The 16,186-nt window shown below is 60.4% G+C and carries 14 protein-coding genes and 1 tRNA gene; 12 read left to right on the forward strand and 3 right to left on the reverse strand.

From position 1 onward, the window contains the following. Positions 1 to 132: 132 nt before the first annotated feature. The 7 genes from CMV30_RS18160 (at position 133) to mdoH (ending at position 6,707) form a co-directional block, all read left to right on the forward strand. The gene (locus tag CMV30_RS18160) at positions 133 to 408 is read left to right on the forward strand and encodes a hypothetical protein (protein WP_096057347.1); all 276 of its coding nucleotides are present in this window, start codon (positions 133 to 135) and stop codon (positions 406 to 408) included. Between the two features lie 107 nt (positions 409 to 515). After that, positions 516 to 590 (forward strand) — tRNA-Gly (locus CMV30_RS18165). A 221-nt stretch (positions 591 to 811) separates the two neighbouring features. Further along, positions 812 to 1,417, forward strand: a complete 606-nt coding sequence (locus CMV30_RS18170) for a riboflavin synthase (RefSeq protein WP_096057858.1) — start codon at positions 812 to 814, stop codon at positions 1,415 to 1,417. Positions 1,418 to 1,423: 6 nt separating this feature from the next. Next, entirely contained in the window at positions 1,424 to 2,422 is a 999-nt protein-coding gene (locus tag CMV30_RS18175) for a uracil-DNA glycosylase (RefSeq protein ID WP_096057348.1), read from the forward strand. Then, positions 2,419 to 3,948: an OpgD/OpgG family glucan biosynthesis protein gene (locus CMV30_RS18180; protein WP_217494423.1), complete on the forward strand. Its 1,530-nt coding sequence runs from the start codon at positions 2,419 to 2,421 to the stop codon at positions 3,946 to 3,948. Before CMV30_RS18175 ends, CMV30_RS18180 begins: the two co-directional genes overlap by 4 nt. Further along, complete coding sequence (locus tag CMV30_RS18185) at positions 3,924 to 4,523, forward strand: hypothetical protein (RefSeq protein ID WP_096057349.1); 600 nt, start codon at positions 3,924 to 3,926, stop codon at positions 4,521 to 4,523. Before CMV30_RS18180 ends, CMV30_RS18185 begins: the two co-directional genes overlap by 25 nt. A 33-nt stretch (positions 4,524 to 4,556) precedes the next feature. Further along, entirely contained in the window at positions 4,557 to 6,707 is a 2,151-nt protein-coding gene (gene mdoH, locus CMV30_RS18190; protein ID WP_096057350.1) for a glucans biosynthesis glucosyltransferase MdoH, read from the forward strand. Positions 6,708 to 6,761: 54 nt separating this feature from the next. Here the strand turns inward: mdoH and malQ are convergent, their stop codons facing one another. Further along, positions 6,762 to 8,741 (reverse strand): 4-alpha-glucanotransferase, encoded by a 1,980-nt coding sequence (gene malQ / locus CMV30_RS18195; RefSeq protein ID WP_425437067.1) that lies wholly within the window; start codon positions 8,739 to 8,741, stop codon positions 6,762 to 6,764. Between malQ and CMV30_RS18200 the strand changes: the two genes are divergently transcribed. From CMV30_RS18200 to CMV30_RS18210, 3 genes are read left to right on the forward strand one after another with little or no spacing between them, the layout of a single operon-like run. Beyond that, positions 8,622 to 12,128 (forward strand): PPi-type phosphoenolpyruvate carboxykinase family protein, encoded by a 3,507-nt coding sequence (locus tag CMV30_RS18200; protein WP_425437068.1) that lies wholly within the window; start codon positions 8,622 to 8,624, stop codon positions 12,126 to 12,128. The two genes, malQ and CMV30_RS18200, sit on opposite strands and share 120 nt — an antisense overlap. A gap of 40 nt (positions 12,129 to 12,168) precedes the next feature. Then, the gene (locus CMV30_RS18205; RefSeq protein WP_096057352.1) at positions 12,169 to 12,474 is read left to right on the forward strand and encodes an HPF/RaiA family ribosome-associated protein; all 306 of its coding nucleotides are present in this window, start codon (positions 12,169 to 12,171) and stop codon (positions 12,472 to 12,474) included. A 47-nt stretch (positions 12,475 to 12,521) separates the two neighbouring features. Further along, positions 12,522 to 14,048, forward strand: coding sequence for a butyryl-CoA:acetate CoA transferase (locus CMV30_RS18210; RefSeq protein ID WP_096057353.1), 1,527 nt, complete (start codon positions 12,522 to 12,524; stop codon positions 14,046 to 14,048). A 107-nt stretch (positions 14,049 to 14,155) separates the two neighbouring features. Here the strand turns inward: CMV30_RS18210 and CMV30_RS18215 are convergent, their stop codons facing one another. Beyond that, positions 14,156 to 14,695 carry a hypothetical protein gene (locus CMV30_RS18215; protein WP_096057354.1) on the reverse strand — a complete coding sequence of 180 codons (540 nt, stop codon included), beginning with the start codon at positions 14,693 to 14,695 and terminating at the stop codon, positions 14,156 to 14,158. 173 nt (positions 14,696 to 14,868) lie between these two features. Between CMV30_RS18215 and CMV30_RS20000 the strand changes: the two genes are divergently transcribed. Next, on the forward strand, positions 14,869 to 15,045 hold the full coding sequence (locus CMV30_RS20000) for a hypothetical protein (RefSeq protein WP_175414959.1): 177 nt from the start codon (positions 14,869 to 14,871) through the stop codon (positions 15,043 to 15,045). Between the two features lie 61 nt (positions 15,046 to 15,106). Beyond that, a complete protein-coding gene (locus CMV30_RS18220) occupies positions 15,107 to 15,457 on the forward strand; it encodes a hypothetical protein (RefSeq protein ID WP_096057355.1) in 351 nt (116 codons plus the stop codon). Positions 15,458 to 15,597: 140 nt separating this feature from the next. On the opposite strand, the gene pdxH is transcribed toward CMV30_RS18220, so the two are convergent. Further along, positions 15,598 to 16,185, reverse strand: a complete 588-nt coding sequence (gene pdxH, locus CMV30_RS18225; RefSeq protein ID WP_096057356.1) for a pyridoxamine 5'-phosphate oxidase — start codon at positions 16,183 to 16,185, stop codon at positions 15,598 to 15,600. Position 16,186: the final 1 nt, after the last annotated feature.

The following is a 16,186-nucleotide window of genomic DNA, read 5'->3' on the forward strand; positions in this document are numbered from 1 at the left end:
CGGGCATAAATGAGGTGTCTGTGGAGTCGGACTTAGGGGAATGTCCCCAGCGTGGCGTTGCCGGTCGCGGCGGATGGGGAATGGAGAACGTCGCTCGCCACGCGCAGGCGGAGACATTTAGTCGGGCGCTGAATGACTGATCGCGCCACTTATCTTTCCCGCAGGTTGCTCAGCCGCCTGGCGGATGTTGAATCGGCTGGGGGTTTTTCGCCGGACGAATCCGGCGGTGCGGCTCTGCGGCGTGAGACGATCGCCAAGATACTGGCGGTGGAAGAGGGCATCACGGATGGCGCCACGATTGCGTTGGTCGCTGGCGCGGTTCCGTTCCTGGCGCGAGGGCGTGAGCTTTCGAGCCGGGACATCGAGGGCTTTGCTGCGTTTCTGCGGGAGCGGCTGGCGTTGAGTTGAGCGCGGAAAGGGGCGGTGCGTTTCAGTGGCGGCGGATCGCGTGCGAAGATGACGCAAAGTTCGTGATTGCGGAGGGCGGGTCGGTGCGTTGAATCCGCGAGCCTTCTGCGGGCGTAGTATACCGGCTATTATGTGTGCTTCCCAAGCATGAGAAGAGGGTTCGACTCCCTCCGCCCGCACCAGTTGTCAGAGGCAAAATCGGTGAGTAGGCACCGACCAGTTGTATCCGAGATTACAGGGAGTTTTATTTTTCTAGCGTCTGACCGAGTGGGCAACGGGTCGAGTCAGTGGGCTGGACTTGGCGGTAGCAGTGGAAGAGGCCTCGGGAGGGTTTGGCGAGTTGCCCGAGGTGTATTTTTTGCGGCTTGGCGAGGGGGGGCGGATGCTTTCCCATGCGGCTTCCATGTTCACAGGTATCGTCGAAGAAACCGGCCGTGTGATCTCCTTTAATCAGGAGAAGGCGGCGTGGCGTTTGAGAATCGCCGCGCGCGTGGCGTTGGAGGGCGTGGCGTTGGGCGATAGTATCGCGATCAATGGGTGCTGTCTCACGGTGGTGCAATTTGACGCGACGCAGATGGAGTTCGACGTGCTCGAGGAGACGAAGCGGTTGACGAGCATTTCGGTGCTCGCGGCGGGATCTCCAGTGAACCTGGAGCGCAGTCTGCGTTTTGATGGGAAGATCGGCGGACATTTTGTCACGGGGCACATCGATGGGCTCGGCGTGATCGAGGTTTTTGAGCAACGCGGAGCGGATCATTTTCTGCGCGTGCGCACGCAGCCGGGTGGGGGACGGCACATCGTTCACAAGGGAAGCATCGCGATCGATGGGATCTCGCTGACGGTTGCGGAAGTGGAGGGCGACAGTTTCGCGGTGTGGCTGATTCCGCACACGGTCGCGTTTACTAATCTGCACACCAAGCGCGCGGGCGATCCGGTGAACTTGGAATTCGACTTGCTGGGCAAGTATGTCGAGAAGCTGCTCGCTCACCCTCAGCCACGTAACGCCTGACCTCCCATGCGCGCCGCGCTCACCGCTCTGTCTGATGAATTGAAGCGCCTGCGGGCTGGCGGCGTGAAAACCGTATCGGTCTCCGATCAGGCGCTGGCGGGTTTGCGGAAAATCGTCGCGGCGAGGGCAGGGCAGAGTGGTGGGAACGTGGCGACAACTTCGACAGCGAGCGGGACGGCGATGACGGACGCGCGAAAGGGCGTTTTGGCTCCTGGAGGGGCAGCGCCTTCGCCGGTGGAAGGCCGGGCGGGTATCTCGGTTTCAGCAGCTGCGGCCGCAACAAGCGGGCTGGCGTCACAGCCTGCGGCGACGACTGCTGGTGCGACTAAATTACCGCCGCCTCCTGTGGTGTCGTTGCCCCCTGGAGACAAGCAGACGCGTTGGGATGCGTTGCTCGCCATGATTAGGAGCGATTCGGTCTGCGTGCAGCATCTGCGGCCTGGCAAAAAAGTGGTGCTGGGTGTGGGCAGCCTCGATGCGAAGATTTTCTTCTGCGGCGAAGCGCCGGGCGCGGAAGAGGAGATCCAGGGCGAGCCGTTTGTCGGCCCGGCCGGCCAGCTCCTAACTAAGATGATTCAAGGGATGGGGCTGAAGCGCAGCGACGTTTACATCGGCAACATCATGAACTGGCGTCCGGATCTGCCGACGGTGCCGGGACAGGCGCAGATGGGCAATCGGCCGCCGACCGAGGAGGAGATCACGTATTGCCTGCCTTATCTGCGCGCGCAGCTGGAGATCGTGAATCCCGATCTGATCGTAGCCTTGGGCTCGACTGCGGCGCAGGGACTTTTTGGCTACGGCAGTTTCAAGACGCTGGGAGAAATCCGCGGCAACTGGAAACCGTTTGCCGAAAAGCCGGTCATGGTGACGTACCATCCGTCGTACATCCTCCGCAATCCCACGAACCGCTCGAAGCGGGCTATTTGGGAAGATCTTCTGAAGGTCATGCAGCGCGCCGCTCTTCCGATCTCGGACAAACAAAAATCCTTTTTCCTGGATAAATGAAACGACTCCTGACTGCCGCCACGTTCCTCGCCTCATTCGCCGGTGTCTTCGCCTCGAATAGCGACGACATGCCCTTCGACTTCGAGGTGCTGCAATATCGCGCCAAGGCATTGGCCTCAAAGCCCTACGCCACGCATGAAAGCCGCGTGCCGGACTCGTTGCGCAATCTGACGTACGATCAGTACCGCGACATCCGCTTCGAGCCCAACCGCGCGTGGTGGATGCGGGAGCGCCTGCCATTTCAGCTCCAGTTTTTTCATCCTGGTTTCATCTACAACAAGACGGTGCAGCTCTCGACGATCGAGCCGGATGGGAAAGAGAGTCCGGTCGAATTCTCCACGAAGCTTTTTTCATATGGAAAAAACACCGATCTGGGCCGTGTGCCCGGCGATGTGGGCTTCACCGGATTCCGGATACACTACGCTCTGAATAATCCGGCCTATCTTGACGAACTGGCAGTCTTCCAGGGGGCGAGCTACTTTCGCGCGCTCGGGCAGAAGATGCGTTACGGACTCTCCGCGCGCGGCCTCGCGCTCAACACCGCCGAGCCGGGTGGCGAGGAGTTCCCGATCTTTGAGGAGTTCTGGGTAAAGAGGCCCGCTGAAGACTCCAAAGACGTGGTTGTTTACGCGCTGCTCGACAGCCCGAGTGTGGCCGGTGCCTATCGCCTCACGATCGCGCCCGGCGCCTCAACGGTGATGGAGGTGAAAGCCGCTCTGTATTTGCGTGAGAGCGCCAATGTGAAGACCCTGGGGCTTGCTCCGCTGACGAGCATGTTCTGGTTCGGTGAAAATTCTTCGTCACGTGAAGGCGACCTGCGGCCGGAGGTTCACGACTCCGATGGAATTTTAATGGAGCGCGGCACGGGGGAATGGGTGTGGCGGCCGTTGACCAATCCTGGTGCGGTCCGTGTCGCTGCTTTCAGCGATGAAAACCCCAAAGGCTTCGGCCTAGTGCAGCGCGACCGTGCATTTTCTAACTACGAAGATATGGAGGCAGCTTATCACCTCCGGCCGAGCGCCTGGGTGGAGCCGATTGGCAAATGGGGCCGTGGATCTGTGCGCTTGGTCGAGCTGCCGACGCCCGATGAAACCAACGACAACATCGTCGCGTTTTGGACACCGGAGGCGCTACCGCCTGCAGGCAAGCCGTTGGTATTTGAATACAAGCTTCACTGGTTTATGGAAAAACAGGGAGGCGCCAAGGGGCCGCCCGCTGGCTTCACGTCGGCTACCAGGCAGGGCTTTTCCAAGACGCACGAACCGGAGCTGCGCCGCTTCTGGGTAGATTTTGACGGCGCTTACCTGCAGGGGGCTGGCAGCCCCAAGATCGAGGCTGTCGTGACGGTGGGCGCAGGCGCCGAGCTCGTGCATCAGGATGTCCAGAAAAACCAATACAACGGCACGTGGCGCGTGGCATTTTCGATCAAGCCCGATGGCTCTGGAAAGCCTGTGGAACTCCGTTGCTTCCTAAAACGGGAGCCCCATATCCTGACAGAAACATGGAGTTACCTCTGGAATCCGTAGACGCGCCTCTTTCGCGCTTCCGTCCCCGCACCGGGACGATGGAGGCGTGGAACGCCGCCTACGTGCGCGTCGAGGATTACCTGCGCGCTCATCGCATCCACAACCGTCTTCATCAAAGCCGCCTGATTCAGACAGTCTTGGAGCGCGCCGCACGCAGGCACGAAGCCAACCCCGCGCTCGAGCCGACCACCCTCGCCGCCGAGGAGATCGAGGCGTTGATGGATGAGTGGTTTTCCGAAGTGCTCGATAATAAAAACCATCCTCAGGAGCGCGTCGCGACGGCCGGGCGCGTTGCCATGTTACTTTCCGATGGTCCGCAAAAATGGCCTTACGCCTTTCTGGACAGCCAAACGATTCCTGAGGATTTCACCCGCGAAATGCGCGCCAGTTCCATGCAGGCCGGGCCCGACATGACGTTCTCCAACATGGCTCCGAGGCCTATCGATCTTGGCACCATTAGTGAAGCGGCCGGCGAGACGCTGGAGCGGTTCGAGAAGTGGCCCATCCTGCGAACGCTGGTGCTATGGGGATTTTTTCTGGCCACGCTGCTCGCCATCTTCCGGGTCACACGCTGAGTAGCGACGCGACCAAGCATCACGAGTATTCCCATGCGCATCGTCTCGAACGATTTTATTGACCGCCCCCGGCTCGCTCGCCGTCGCCGCACGTTCTTCACAGCGGTTTTCATCCTGACCAGCCTGGCCACGTGGTTCATGGCCGATTTGCTCTGGCAGGATGGCGGACAGCTGAGCGTGCTGGAGTGGACGCTGCTCGGACTGTTCGTGCTGCTTTTCACGCACATCGCGATCGGTTTCGTCACGGCACTGCTCGGGTTTTATGTTGTGAATCGCGGTGGTGACAGCCGTCAGATCACGAGCACGGTGAAGCCCGGCGAAGAAGTGCCGCTGGCCAGCACTGCAGTGATTATGCCGGTGTTTAACGAAGACGTGAGCCGTGTGTTCGAGGGTATGCGCGTGATCTTTCGTTCGCTGGAGGAGACTAAGAAATTAGAGCACTTCGATTTTTTCATGCTCAGCGATTCCAATCAGCCGAATCAATGGATTCAGGAGGAAGTCGCCTGGGTGGAGCTCTGCAAACAGGTCAGTGGATTCGGGAAAATTTTTTACCGGAAAAGACGCCAGCAAATAAACAAGAAGGCCGGTAACGTAGCCGATTTCCTGCGACGCTGGGGCAAAAGCTACCGCTATATGGTCGTGCTCGATGCCGACAGCATCATGACGGGCGAGGCGCTCGTGAAGCTCGTCGCCACGATGGAGAAGAACCCCGGCGTGGGTATCATCCAGACCGCGCCGCGACTGGTGAATGGCGAGACGCTTTACTCCCGCCTGCAACAGTTCGCCAATCGACTCTACAGCCCGATCTTCCTCGCCGGGCTTAATTACTGGCAGCAGTACGACGGCAACTATTGGGGCCACAATGCCGTGATCCGTGTGCAGCCATTCATCGATCACTGCGCGCTCCCGGATCTCCCAGGTAGTGAGCCTTTCGGCGGGCGCATCTTGAGTCATGACTTCGTCGAGGCTGCTCTTATGCGAAAGGCCGGCTGGGCAGTCTGGCTGGCAAGCGACATTGATGGCACTTACGAAGAAGGCCCCCCGACATTGATCGAGAGCGCCAAACGCGATCGCCGCTGGTGCCAGGGAAACATGCAGCATAGTTGGCTGCTCGCAGCCAAAGGCTTTCGGCCGATCAACCGGTTCCATTTGGGTATGGGCGTCATGGCGTATGTATCGTCGCCGCTGTGGCTCTTTTTTTTGGTGCTGAGCACGATTCACGTGTTCGATCTCGTGCGCAGCCCGGCGCATGGAGCCGCGCTTGAGATTCAGACCTCATTCTTTGGATACATCATTGCCGTGCCTGAGGCATTCACGCTGTTCGTCTTCACGATGCTCCTGCTCTTTTTGCCCAAAATCATCGGCGTCATACTGACTGTGCAGGACAAAAAGCAGGCGGAACGTTTTGGCGGCCCGGGCGCTGTCGTGCTGAGCGCGCTGATTGAAAACGCATTCTCGGCGCTGCTCGCGCCGGTGAACATGCTATTCAACAGCAAATTCGTCGTGTACACGCTGCTGGGACAGGGCGTCTCGTGGGTCACACAGAAACGTGGCAGCGACGATGACGACACGGACTGGCGCGAGGCGATCATCACGCATTCGCCGCACATCCTCTTCGGCGTCGTCTGGGGCGTCTCGTCGTACATCATCTCCCCCGCGTTTTTCTGGTGGCTAAGCCCTGTGCTTGCCGGGCTTGTGCTTTCCATTCCGATCTCGATCGCGTTGAGCAAAGTCAGTCTCGGCCAAAAGGCCCGTCAGTGGAAAATTTTCCTGACTCCCGAAGAAACGCAGCCGCCTTACGAGTTGCGCCGCCTTCGCCAGAATCTGGCCGAATGCTACAAACATATGCGCCCGATTGAGTCGTTGCGCGCAGACTACGGGATGCTCCAAGCCGTGCTCGATCCCTACGTGAATGCCGTGCATGTTTCACTTCTTCGGCAGCGCCGGCCGAGTGAAGAATCGCGGGATTACTTCGCGCAGCTACGCATGCGGCTACTCAGGGAGGGCCCTGCTGGATTCACCACAAAAGAGAAAATGGCGCTGCTGCTCGATGCCGATTCGATGATCTGGCTGCACCGCGAACTCTGGTGCATGCCGAGCCAGGGATTGGCCGAGTGGTGGAGGCTCGCCGTGCGACAATACAACGTATTGACCGCCGCGCCCATCACCGCGCTCTATCGCTAGCAAGCGGTGCAATGATGAGCGGGTGAGCGTGGCGTGAAGCGTCCGTTCGGGTATTCAGCTTTTCGCTTCAGACGTCCGCCCGTACAGCACGCCAAGTTCCATCAAGTAGTCAGCTGATTGTGAGCGCAGTGCAGATAATTGGGCGGTCTGATAACGCCACTGCCAGTTGCCTGCCGCCACGCCAGGCGTGTTAAAGCGGGCCTCGGCACCCAGGCTGAGTAAATCCTGCAACGGAATCACCGCCAGGTTGGCGACTGACGCATAGCTGGCGCGGATAAAATCCCAGCCAGCCTCTGCGCCGCTAACGCGAAAATAGCGCCGTACATGATCCCTAGTCTTTTCGTCGGTCGAGTGATACCAGCCAAGCGTTGCATCGTTGTCGTGAGTACCTGGGTAGACGACGCTGTTGGCGCGCTGGTTGTGGGGCAGGTAGGCGTTTTGCGCATCGCCGCCAAAGGCGAACTGCAAGATGGCCATGCCGGGAAGCCCGGTCGCTTCACGCAGATCCACGACAGACGGCATAAGCTCTCCCAGGTCTTCCGCGATCAAGCGGGCGTCCGGCATAGCTTCTTTTATCGCCTGGAAAAACGCGGTTCCAGGGCCGGGCTTCCAAGAGCCGGTTTTTGCCGTCTTCGCGATGGCAGGAATCGACCAATAAGTATCGAAGGCCCGGAAGTGATCGATGCGAAGCACATCGCAAACCTGAAAATTGGTCCGCAGCCGACTGAGCCACCAGCGGTATCCATCCAGTGCATGGGACTCCCACGCATAGAGCGGATTCCCCCAAAGCTGGCCATCCGCCGAAAAGTAATCCGGGGGAACTCCTGCCACAAAAACCGGCTGCCCACTGGTCCGGTCGATTTGGAAGAGCTCGGGATTCGACCAGACATCCGCACTATCGCGGGCCACAAAAATCGGGGCGTCGCCGATGATCTCGATACCGAGCCGCTGGGCCTTTTGGCGAACTTCACGCCACTGTCCGAAAAACAAGTACTGGAAAAATGCATGAGCTTCCGCGCGCTCATAAACTGAATCAGGAAGCCGTGAAGACTGCGCCTTTTTGAAGAAGCGAACGCTATCAGGCCATTCCCACCAAGGCTTGGGATGGTGATGATCCTTGAGCGCCTGAAAAAGCCCAAACGGCTCCAGCCAGTCGCGCTGCTCAGCGCGAAACCGCTCGAAATCCCCATAGGGCAGCGGTTGGCTAGGTTTTGTCTTAAAATTCGTGTAAGCTCGGAAAAGGGCCGGCCACTTCGTCACATAAAGCCAGCCAAAATCGACATGATCTCGGGGCAGAGCAGTCAGCGGGGCTAGGTCGGCATCAGAAAGTAGCTCAGCGCGCACGAGTGCGTTCAAGTCGATGAGATAGGGGTTTCCAGCAAACGCCGAAAAACATTGGTAGGGTGAGTCCCCATAGCCAGTCGGCCCAAGTGGGCATACCTGCCAGTAACGAATACCAGCTGCTGCAAGTAATTCGAGCCAGTCATCAACCGCGCTATTCAAAACCCCGATACCTTGAGCGCCAGGAAGACTAGTCGGGTGCATAAGCACGCCGACACTCCGACACTTCAGCCAGGAAAATAGCGGACTGGAAATATTGGACATAATATTTATTGTGCGAAGTAATGATTTATTGCTGATAGCAGACATGAGCAGCGATTGCCCAGCGGGCTGATCTAGCTCTTGAACGTTGCGCCGAATACATCGCCGCTCAGTGGCAATCTCAACGCTGAACCGTCTTCGAAAAGCATTCACGCCATTAAAAGCTGCATTCATGCGCGATCCGCCACACGGCCAAAGTGACGGCTTGAAATCTATCGCCGACAAAATTGAGGAAGGTGCGCAGTTTTCGGCAAAGCATGCGGAGTGATGCCTCGGGATATTCCTTAAACTGAAAGCACAATGCCCACTTCTATGCGCACCGAATCTAGCACGGTTTCGACTGATCTTCGCGACGCCATCAACCTTCGTCTGGCTCTTTTTGCCGGCGATGGCTCGATTGCCCTCGGGACTGAATTTGAATCGTTGACGCATCCGCTTGTCGCCCGATTCCACGAAATTTCCCGTCAGTTAAAAAATCCTCTCTGCCCGGCGGACCATCGCATCCAAATGTGGCTGGATCATTACCTCGCCGCTTCAGGTGGTGCGCCCCGACTTCCCACTCACACACTTGTGCTCGATCGACCCGGACTTGCGCGAGCCCTCTCGCTGCCTGCCGATGCCGACGAGCATTCCTCGCCGCTGCTTAAGAGCTACCGTGTGCGGCAGGGCGTGCTGCATAATCCCGCCAACGACCGGCGCACCACTCAGGGTGTTTTTCATATCGCCGAAGGCGGGCTCCCCATCCCCGATGATAAACTGGCCGTGCCTGCAGCCACCTACGGAAAACTGCTGTCACGCGCCTTTGAGGCCTCAGCGGAATCGATGCGCCTTCCCTACACACAAGCACAGGCCCGTCCCGCTGAGTGCTTTGTCTCGTTATTGATGCGGCCCCTGCTCTGCCCTGCAGTCCCCGGATTCATAGATGAAAAACGCATCGAGATCAGATTCTTCGCCCCAGGCTCTCTCGTCAGCAATCTGGACTTTGTCGAATCCATCTTCGGAAACGCCGGAGATCCGTATCTGCCCGTCAACGACGCGGGCCTCGATATTGATCACTGGACCGGCCATACTGGTTGCGTCATTCTCGCTCCGCACCTGACGACTGTGACGAAAGAAAGCGTCGGCCTTCCTCGTTGGGATCACGCCACTCTTCGTCAGCAGCGAGACGGCATGTGCTGGAAAGACTCCACTGAACTCTACAACAACGGTTCTGCGTTCAAGATCACTGCGCGTGATGAACATGGAGTCATGGTCACTATCATCGCCGACAACTATTACGGCTACTGCAAGAAAGAGGTGAAGACGCAGATCAGCTACGCGACTAATCTCTATGGCCTAACCGAAGAGGAACATGCCGGCGGCGCACTCGTGTATCCCAGCTACGAACTAGAAAACGAATTCACCGGATACTCCGAACCGGAAAAATACTCGCTCGCAACTGTGCTGAAATCCTGGGGCGGCGAGTTCTCGATCCAACCCGCAGGGCATGCGATCCATGACACGCTTCCACAGATCATCCTGGTGCCAGAACGCACAACTTTCAGCCTGCGAAAACAATTGGTCAGCTGGCTAGATTCCTCCGGTCAGACGAGGTCGATCAAACTCCTCGCAGAGAAAACCTACGTGCGCCCCAGTGGTTATCGCGTGCATATGGAGCAAGTCCCAGGCGAACGCTCCGCCTGGCGGCTCGTCGGTACGTCCGCCGAGGGCACGCTCTGCCATAAGCCCTGCACCGTCTCAGGCGGCGGAAAATCCGAAATCTCCAAAGCCATAGATTACGCCATCCTGCCTGGTCACGTCTTCATAGCGGACCTCGACCGTGATTTGGACCAGATTGACGGCATTCTTTCGACGGATACATCGCGTCGTTTTCGAGATCCAGTCCGCAACAATCAGGATCTCCGCCCATTCCTCAGTCCCGCGCGCTCACTCGGCAGCGTCATCAAGCTCCTGACTCCCTCACGTCGCGAATATTCAGATGAGTACAACGCCTGGCTGCTCTCCATACCTCAGCACATCAAAGAACTGCTCTTCGTCCTTAAACGATTCTACAAGCCGGAGTGGGGTGCCTCCTGGCGCAGTCACTTCACCGTGGACACGATCAATGGCCGTCCTGGCTACGAGCTGAAGCTCGATGGCGCACGCGTGGTCAATCACAGCCTTCGCGTCGGCTTCAGGGAAGACGGCTCATGGCGTGTCTTCGGTTTGCGCAGCGATTTTCATCCCGCCGCCAAAGTCCAGATGGAAGACGACATCACCGCCTCCGTCGTCGTCCCGCGCGCTAGCCTTCCCCCCGCATGGCTGCCTGCGCGTCGCACCGATCATGCAGGCGGCGTCATGCCTGTTCCGCCCCAGGGTATCTCCCTCAAGTTCGTCCAGAACTGCGAAACCCGTCTGTTCCAGCGTCCGGACGATGCCATCCACCGCGGTTACGACCGCCAGGCGGAGGCTGATATGGCCACCCCCGGCACGTTCCTTTCCAACTACGAACCCTTGAGCGCTGACGATGCGAAAACCCTGCTCGACGATGCCGTTGGCTACCGCGCCTACTCCGCGCCGATGCGCGAGCTCATCGGCGCATCGGCCTCCGAACCGGCCTCGCCCCAATACTTCGTTTCTTCGGCGCATCCGCGTATCGTTGACGGAAAGCCCACAAAAAACCCGCGCTACCTGCAACTCCGCCCCGACATCGCCGACCCCGTCGGCACCTCCCTCGCCGCCCTGTGCGCCCGCCTTCACCGTAACCTAGGCCCTCTCGATCCACTGTATTCGCCGGTTAACGTCGTCGTTCCCGGACGCCGCAACAATCCTCCAGAAAGCCGGATTCGCTCCCTCGCCGTCTTTAACCCCATTCACTACCTTGATCTGCCCGAGCTCTTCATGGAGTTCATCAGCAGCATGACCGGGAAATCGCCCTCCACCACCGGCGCCGGTTCCGAAGGCGCCCTGACCAAAGGCCCGTTCAACGCCCTGTCTCCCATCATCGACCTGAACGCCACCCTCGTCTCGCTTATTCTCACCGGCCATGACGGATTTCTCTCCGCCGCCGGCTACGTCGGTCCTCACGTCCGGGTCGATCACGACGTCTCCCTCCTGATCCCGGAGGTTTTTTCGCGCATGACTCCGGTCGAGCGCGACGCCCGCACCTTGATCGCCGACGGCTGCCTGGAACCCTGCGAAGACTTCACGCACAAAGGCAGACGCATCCTCGCCAGCCGCCTCGGCTACCGCATCACCACCCGCTTCGTGCGCATGTACTTCGGCCGCGTGTTTAATCACCCGCATGCCGTCTTCACGGATGAGATGCTTCGGCCCGAACTCCAGGACGCGGATACATTTGCCGACGGGATGGACAACATCGTCACCACCCATCAACGCGTCGCCGAAAGCTATTTCGCCGACCGCAGTATCGAACTCGCCTGCCCGCCACTTCGCGCACTGCTCCACATCATGGCTCACGGCGGATGCGACGGCGAAACCCTCGCCTCTCCCGGCGTGCGCCAGCTCTTCACTCGCGACTCCCTGCTTGCCAGCGACTGGTACGCGCGACGTCTGGATGCCCGGCAGCAGGTCGATGTCCGCCTCTGGACAAGGCATGAACGCTACCTCCAGGACATCCTGGATCGCCCGCGTTACCTCACTCCCGTGGAACACAAATCCATCGATGACCGCCTCGCCCGCGCACGGGAAAAACTCACCCTTGTGCAGTCGCCCGCGTACCGCACGTCCTTGCACGGCACGCTCGGTGCCCAGCCGCTCGACGGGCTGCTCTCCGGCAAAACCAGCGCATCTCCCGATCACACCGCACACAGCAATTAACCCCACGCCCGCCAGCCTCATCTCCAAATCAAACCCATCCATGAGCGCCAAAACATTCATCAACGTTCTCCGCTTCGAGCTTTCGCCCGACACCCGCCGACAGATCCAGTCGTCCGTCGATCCTCTCTTCAAACACGCGCGCCCGGTTAGCCGCGTCGATGTCACCATCGAAGGGGAATACACCGACAACACCCGCATCCTCTATAACATTACCGTGCGAGCCCAGTTGCCGGACGAAGTCCTCTTCGAATTGAAACAAGGCGACAAAATGCTCACCACCGTCCAGGCTGCGGTCATTGCTATCGAAGAGCGGCTGCGTGAACACTCCCCGCTGTCATCGACCTGAAGCCGGAATTCTCTTCCGGCCGCTTCGCTCTTAAACTCAGCCACCCCATGCCCCTTCCCTGCCCCACGTCCGCTCCATCTGCGTCTGCGCAGTTCCCTGTTCTGACAGCGCCCGAAGCCGCCGCCCTCATCCAGCACGGCGACACCCTTGGCTTCAGCGGTTTCACGCCCGCCGGCACCCCCAAGGCCGTCTCCCGCGCCCTCGCTCTCCGCGCCCAGGCCGAGCACGCCGCCGGCAACCCCTTCCAGGTCGGCGTCGTCACCGGCGCCTCCACCGGCCCCTCCGTCGACGGCGCCCTCGCCGCCGCCAACGCCATCTCCTTCCGCACCCCCTACCAGTCCGACCCCAACCTCCGTCAGCGTATCAACTCAGGCGAGACGCACTTCTTCGACATGCACCTCAGCATGCTCCCGCAGAACGTCCGCTACGGCTTCCTCGGCAAATTCTCCTGGGCCATCATCGAAGCCTCCGACGTCACCGCCGACGGCCAGATCGTGCTCACCTCCGCCGTCGGCGCCGCTCCCACCTTCTGCCGCGTCGCCGACCGCATCATCATCGAACTCAACCGCCATCACCCCGCCGCCCTCCGCGGCTTCCACGACATCTACGAACCCGTCGATCCTCCGCACCGCAGCTTCATCCCCGTTTTCTCCCCCTCCGACCGCGCCGGCACTCCCTACATCCGCGTCGACCCCAAAAAAATCGCCGGCGTCGTCTTCACCGACCTCCCCGACGAAACCGCCGGCTTCGAAGACCCCACACCCGTCACCACTCAGATCGGCCAAAACGTCGCCAACTTCCTCGCCTCCGAACTCCGCCGCGGCGCGATCCCTCCCTCATTCCTGCCCCTTCAATCCGGCGTCGGCAACATCGCCAACGCCGTCCTCGGCTCCCTCGGCGCCCACCCCGACATCCCCAAATTCAGTATGTACACCGAGGTCATCCAGGACTCGGTCATCGAGCTCATGCGCAGCGGCAAAATCGAATTCGCCAGCGGCGTCTCCCTCACCGTCAGCCCCACTGTCCTCGCCTCCATCTACAAAGACCTCCCCGCCTTCCGCTCGCGACTCCTTCTGCGTCCGCAAGAAATCTCCAATCACCCCGAAGTCGTCCGCCGCCTCGGCCTCATCTCCATCAACACCGCCATAGAGGCCGACCTCTTCGGCAACATCAACAGCACCCACATCCTCGGCCGCAACCTCGTCAACGGCATCGGCGGCTCCGGCGACTTCACCCGCAACGCATTCCTCTCCATCTTCACCTGTCCGTCCACCGCCAAAGGTGGCAAGATCAGCACCATCGTCCCGCTCGTCTCCCACATGGACCACAGCGAACACTCCGTGCAGATCCTCGTCACCGAGCAAGGCGTCGCCGACCTTCGAGGCAAAGATCCCTGCGAACGCATGCACCTCATCATCGAGAAATGCGCGCATCCGGATTTTCGCGACGAGCTCCGCCGCTACGCGAAACTCTCCGAAGGCGGCCACACCCCGCAGACCCTCGCCAACGCCTTCGCCATGCACCAGCAACTCCTCCGCACCGGCTCCATGCGCGGCGTCACCTGGAACGAATAACACCGCCAGATAGTTCTCTTCCTGTCCCCAAGCCCCGGCTGCCACGCCGGGGCTTCTTCATTCCTTCCTTACGCGGTGCACTTGCCCCCACGATTGAGCGTTCAGCGTTAAACGTTAAGCGTTCTCCCCGGCTCGCTCCGTCCCTCCATCGCCGCCTTAAACGGACACATCGCCGGCAGCCCGCTGCCCGTATGCCCCGCCATCGCCTTCATCGGCTCTCGCACCCGGCAGATCTCGCAAAACCCCGTGATCTCCGCCCGCCCCATCTCCCGCAGCAACACCAGCAGCTGCGACTCCGACACCAATAAATCCGTCTCTGAAAAATCCGCGCACGGCGCGATCTCCTTCACCATCGAAACCAGCGCCGCCTCCCCCGCCAGATAGTATCCGATCATCGGATTCAACGCGCAACGCGAGGCCGCCTCCATCAGCCGCACCTTCGCCGGCGGCGCCTCCGGCGACCACCCGTCCTCCACATGCTCCCGCACCGCCGTGAACAACCGGTCCAGCGTCGGACCGATCATGAACCGCAACGTCTCCGGATTGCCCAGCGCCGAGTACACCGGCGACTCCCTCAACGTGTGCAGCCAGCGCCGGACGGTCTCTTCCCTCCGGAGAACCAACTGGTGCAAAAACGCCGCTTTCATGCTGACAGTTCTACCCGATAACGCAGCAGACCGCGTCGCGTCATTTGCCCTTTCGTGCGCATATCTTGGAGCGCCACGCCGCCCCGGAAAACAAGATCCGGTCTGCCTCCGGCAACCCATGCGCAGCCGTGTCCTCACCCTTCGGGTACACTGTCCCCGTTAACCTTCCTCCCATGAAAACATGGCCCGACAAAGTTCAATTCGACGATCAGCTCCGTGAACTGAAAAACCGCCTCCAGGAAGGCCGGGGCGGCGAAGCTCACCGCGCACCGCAAAAAACGCGCGCCGAATACTCCGCCGACTTCCCCGTCCTCCCTGAGGAACGCCCCCGACAGTGGGGCACCTGGTAACCCTCAGCCAGGCCGCCCGCACGGCCGTCACGCACCGATCACCTCAAAAATCTCATCCCCCATGGACTCAAAAATTCTCCTCAACGGCACCCACCTCAGCGAAACCTCCAAAAACGAAATCGCCCGCACTCTCTCGAAACTCCTCCGCCACACCGGCATCATCCGCGTCCGTCTCGATCTCCACGAGACCGCCTTCCGCGCCGGCAAACGCTTCCACACCGTCAAAGGTGTCGTCGAACGCCCCGGCGCCGACCTCGTCGCCTCCATCGAGTCCGACAACCTCTTCAAAGGCGTCCACCGCCTCGCCGACATCCTCGAGCGCAGCCTCAGCGAGTTCACCCGCACCGAGGCCTGCAAACGTCGCCACCCGCACGCCGTCGAACTCGCCGCCGCCATCCCCAAAGTGGCCTGACCAACTTCTGCCGCCGTGAGTGGTTCCTCGACGGCAGCCATGACAAAAGCGAAAGGCGCGTCCCTCTTGGACGCGCCTTTTTCGCTCCCACTCTTCTCAACCCCCGTAGCCGCGAGCGCGCAGCGAGCGGTCCGCGCACCTCACGGATAAACCCACTCGTGCCCCCAATCCCCGCTGTCACCGCTCCTCACATACAACGACCGCTCGTGATGCCGGAACGCGCCTTCCCTCCAAAACTCCATCCTCAGCGGCACCACCCGGAAACCAGACCAGTGCGGCGGCCTCGGCACCGCGCCGCTCCCATAACGCGCACCAGCCCACGCCACCGCCGCCTCCAGCGCGTAACGATGCCCCATCGGCCGCGACTGCCTCGACGCCCACGCCCCGAGCTGGCTCAGCCTCGGCCGCGTCGCGAAATACGCATCCGCCTCCTTTTCCTCCACCGGCGTCACCGCCCCTTCCAACCTCACCTGCCGTCCGAGCGGCGCCCAGTGAAAACACAGCGCCGCGCGCGGATTCCCCGCCAGGTCGCACGCTTTCGGACTCTCCAGGTTCGTGTAGAAAACGAATCCCCGCTCGTCGAACTGCTTCAACAACACCATCCGCACCGATGGTCGCCCGCCCGCATCCGCCGTCGCCAGCGCCATCGCCGACGCATCCGCGATCCCCGCGCATTCCTTCGCTTCGGAAAACCAGTTCGCAAAAAGCTGGAGCGGCGGCGTCTGCATG

This window comes from Nibricoccus aquaticus (assembly GCF_002310495.1).
Lineage (GTDB): Bacteria > Verrucomicrobiota > Verrucomicrobiia > Opitutales > Opitutaceae > Nibricoccus > Nibricoccus aquaticus.

Bases quoted from the DNA above. Each gene is read 5' to 3' on its own strand.
- malQ (WP_425437067.1), bottom strand. From the start codon at position 8,741: ATGCGTCAACGATTCAAATTCAGTCCCGAGGGCAATCGAGCCATCGCC.
- CMV30_RS18210 (WP_096057353.1), top strand. From the start codon at position 12,522: ATGCCCCTTCCCTGCCCCACGTCCGCTCCATCTGCGTCTGCGCAGTTC.
- CMV30_RS18185 (WP_096057349.1), top strand. From the start codon at position 3,924: ATGGAGTTACCTCTGGAATCCGTAGACGCGCCTCTTTCGCGCTTCCGT.
- CMV30_RS18205 (WP_096057352.1), top strand. From the start codon at position 12,169: ATGAGCGCCAAAACATTCATCAACGTTCTCCGCTTCGAGCTTTCGCCC.
- CMV30_RS20000 (WP_175414959.1), top strand. From the start codon at position 14,869: ATGAAAACATGGCCCGACAAAGTTCAATTCGACGATCAGCTCCGTGAA.
- CMV30_RS18220 (WP_096057355.1), top strand. From the start codon at position 15,107: ATGGACTCAAAAATTCTCCTCAACGGCACCCACCTCAGCGAAACCTCC.
- CMV30_RS18175 (WP_096057348.1), top strand. From the start codon at position 1,424: ATGCGCGCCGCGCTCACCGCTCTGTCTGATGAATTGAAGCGCCTGCGG.
- CMV30_RS18215 (WP_096057354.1), bottom strand. From the start codon at position 14,695: ATGAAAGCGGCGTTTTTGCACCAGTTGGTTCTCCGGAGGGAAGAGACC.
- pdxH (WP_096057356.1), bottom strand. From the start codon at position 16,185: ATGCAGACGCCGCCGCTCCAGCTTTTTGCGAACTGGTTTTCCGAAGCG.
- CMV30_RS18170 (WP_096057858.1), top strand. From the start codon at position 812: ATGTTCACAGGTATCGTCGAAGAAACCGGCCGTGTGATCTCCTTTAAT.
- CMV30_RS18180 (WP_217494423.1), top strand. From the start codon at position 2,419: ATGAAACGACTCCTGACTGCCGCCACGTTCCTCGCCTCATTCGCCGGT.
- CMV30_RS18160 (WP_096057347.1), top strand. From the start codon at position 133: ATGACTGATCGCGCCACTTATCTTTCCCGCAGGTTGCTCAGCCGCCTG.
- CMV30_RS18200 (WP_425437068.1), top strand. From the start codon at position 8,622: ATGCGCACCGAATCTAGCACGGTTTCGACTGATCTTCGCGACGCCATC.
- mdoH (WP_096057350.1), top strand. From the start codon at position 4,557: ATGCGCATCGTCTCGAACGATTTTATTGACCGCCCCCGGCTCGCTCGC.